The sequence below is a fragment of the Tunicatimonas sp. genome, assembly GCF_049647865.1.
Classification (GTDB): domain Bacteria; phylum Bacteroidota; class Bacteroidia; order Cytophagales; family Cyclobacteriaceae; genus Tunicatimonas.
The window spans coordinates 1-2,428 of sequence record NZ_JBARYM010000564.1 but is presented as its reverse complement, the minus strand read 5'-3'; the positions used below and the strand labels follow the sequence as shown (position 1 = coordinate 2,428).

Annotated in this window: 4 protein-coding genes; 3 read left to right on the top strand and 1 reads right to left on the bottom strand. The window is 43.7% G+C overall.

Features of this window, described 5'->3' with window-relative positions; genetic code table 11:
* Positions 1-124 (bottom strand): FAD-dependent oxidoreductase (locus tag WBA23_RS16695; protein ID WP_424583422.1); only part of this gene is annotated, 124 nt, incomplete at its 3' end.
* A 125-nt stretch (positions 125-249) separates the two neighbouring features.
* Here WBA23_RS16695 and WBA23_RS16690 point away from each other — a divergent pair.
* From WBA23_RS16690 to WBA23_RS16680, 3 genes are all read left to right on the top strand, one after another.
* On the top strand, positions 250-831 hold the full coding sequence (locus WBA23_RS16690; protein ID WP_424583421.1) for a Crp/Fnr family transcriptional regulator: 582 nt from the start codon (positions 250-252) through the stop codon (positions 829-831).
* A 73-nt stretch (positions 832-904) separates the two neighbouring features.
* Positions 905-1,585, top strand: coding sequence for a hypothetical protein (locus WBA23_RS16685; RefSeq protein ID WP_424583420.1), 681 nt, complete (start codon positions 905-907; stop codon positions 1,583-1,585).
* Positions 1,586-1,614: 29 nt separating this feature from the next.
* A complete protein-coding gene (locus WBA23_RS16680) occupies positions 1,615-2,271 on the top strand; it encodes a hypothetical protein (protein WP_424583419.1) in 657 nt (218 codons plus the stop codon).
* Positions 2,272-2,428 lie beyond the last annotated feature (157 nt).

Sequence of the window (2,428 nt, the reverse complement as noted above, 5' to 3'; positions counted from 1 at the left end):
GCCCACCGGGTTGAATTCCTTGATACAGCACAGGTTTTAGATTGGCTCGCGCAGCATAAACTGCAGCGGTATACCCCGCTGGCCCGGAACCTATTATTAATACTTCTACTTTTTCCGTTGTCATAACTTATATGATTCTTGATTCGCTAAATTAATCTACGTAATCGCTTTCCCCAAAGTTGTAGCTACAAAAAAAGGCTTTAATTTCGTGATAATGCCAGATCACACTGTAAAAGTTCCAAAGAATCTATGGATGCATTAAGAGCTGCTTTAGAAAAAATAGTTTCTTTATCTGATGACGAATGGAGTACTTTTCAGTCTCTGTTAAAAAAGGAAATTATCCCTAAAAACTCCTTTCTTCTTCAGCCGATCGAAATTTGTCGGGCTACGTATTATATTAACCAAGGACTAATTCGTCTGTACTATGTCAAAGATGGGGAGGATAAAATTCGCCAGTTCTTCTTTGAGCGATCTTTCTTTACGGATATCACAAGTTTTCTCACCCAGCAACCCACCAAATTGTACTTACAGGCGATAGAAGACACTGAACTTACTACAATCCCTCGCGATAAGCTCAATCAACTTTATAGCTCTTCCCCAAAATTTGAACGAATGGGCCGAATGATCGCTGAGTATACGGCACTTGGTATTGCTAATCGAATGGACTCTCTTTTTTTGTATTCGCCAGAAGAGCGCTACCTAAACCTGATTAGAAACCGTCCTCGGGTATCGCAACGCATTCCTCAGTATATGGTCGCTTCCTATCTGGGGGTTACTCCCGAAGGGCTAAGCCGAATTAAACGGCGGGTGGCTGATCAGGAACGTTCTTAACTCAGATCAATGAGTTTGCTTAAGATTAAGTGCTCCTTTGGATCATTGTATTACTTACCAAAATCAATGAACCATGACACGATTATCTCTTTTAACCTTTTCTCTGAGCCTGCTATTTTTTGCAGCCGAGGCGCAGGTTTCCTTTGATCTACAGTACGGGGCCTCCCGTCAAGATTATTCTAACACTACATTCAGACTCAACTATCAAATCAATGATACCTGGCGGATTGGCGGCGAATTTCAGGGGTCTGATTACCGCTATCGTTTTATCGATGCTCGCAAGATTGAAAATGGCTTTGCCAGTGAAACTCGCTTATTTGTATTAGGTCGACTTGCCGAAAACGATCTTATCCGATTAGACTTTTTTGCGAAAGCAGGCTGGCGTAGCGTAGTCGCTTCCGATGAAACCCAAGAGGTGAACTATGCTTTCGAGAACAGTGGTGCGGTAATCTTTGATCCTGGCCTACTAGTGACCATCAAAGCCAGTGAAAAGTTTTTTTGGCACACAGGAGTACGGTTACCTATTACGTATCAGGTAAACCCCGAGCCATTAGCTGAACAGCTTCAGTCTAGCTACATTATGCTAGGTGGCAGCTACTCCCTTGGTGAACGTTGGGCACTACTTGCTAATGGTTCAACAGGTGCCACGTTTGGTGCTGGAGGTGATACTGAGAAGTACATGTGGCGAATAGATGCCGGACTTCGCTTCTCACTATTTAACGATGCTAAACAAAATCTAATTACCGGTTACTAGTCTTTTCTTATCTTATAACAAATACTATCATGAAACGAATATTTTTTATTACTGCTATTTTATTTAGCTTATCTGCCTCAGCTCAAACTAGCTCATCACCCAAAGTACGCTGGTACTTTAGTCCATCAGTGTCTACTATGCTTCTGGACGATCACGTTGGGATTGCTCCCGGAATTGAGGCTGGGGTTAAAATCTGGAAACAACGCCTTCAGATTGGAATTGTGGCATACAACCGCAGTGGACCAATTAATCCTCATACTGAAACGTTAAATTTAGCGGAAGGACAGACTTACCGGGGGAAGTCTCAACTTAGTATCCGGGCCGATCATGGTGCCATAGGTCTGCTCGTAGCTCCGCAATTCAAATTTGGGCGGGTGACAGTTGATATACCCCTTATTTTTGGTCAGGTGGCGGGAGGCTTTTACCTTACCGGAGATGATCGAATTACGCCCGATGGACGGCGGGTTAGTGAGTGGGAAGATGAATTGATGGGTGACACTGATGCTGGGGCTGGCTTCTTTGTAGAAGGAGGTATTCGGGCTAAGGTACCACTCACCCCATCAGGAACTGTTCTGGCCGGTTTGGGTGTGTATTACACCCAAACACTAGGCCTTGACACCTTTGTTGGAGGTTCTACCTACTATAATGCCCCCCGAATTGCTGCCTTTCTTCAATTTGGTAATTAAGGGCACTCTATACACTTAGCAAGCCTCAAATGATACCGCAAAAAAGCCTCAGCACTAACAATGCTGAGGCTTTCTCAATTATATAAAGATTATCCAGATTTTATACTACCCTAAATATGGCTTTAGTGCTTTGCTGCGCGAGGTATGGCGTAGGCGA